Annotated in this window: 1 protein-coding gene; it reads right to left on the reverse strand. The window is 59.7% G+C overall.

Features of this window, described 5'->3' with window-relative positions:
• On the reverse strand, positions 1-238 hold a 238-nt coding region (locus AC1RPR_RS09070; RefSeq protein WP_481763620.1), incomplete at both ends, for a DnaB-like helicase C-terminal domain-containing protein.

The following is a 238-nucleotide window of genomic DNA, read 5'->3' on the forward strand; positions in this document are numbered from 1 at the left end:
TCATCACCAAATCGCGATCGTTGGTCGCCAACCGCTGTAGACGAATGTCCGTCACGTCGAAGGCCCCGACGTTGGCCATGACGCGCACCGTGGTTTCCTTCGCACTCATTTCGAGAGGAACCACCAGCACCTTGTAGCCGGCGCTAGCCATCTTGATCGCGATGTCGTTGGCAAACAGCGATTTACCGGCACCTGAGCCTGCGGCGATGGTGACCATCGAGCCGCGAGCAAATCCCCC

The sequence above is a fragment of the Dellaglioa sp. CoH-57-MRSF-22 genome (assembly GCF_056781895.1).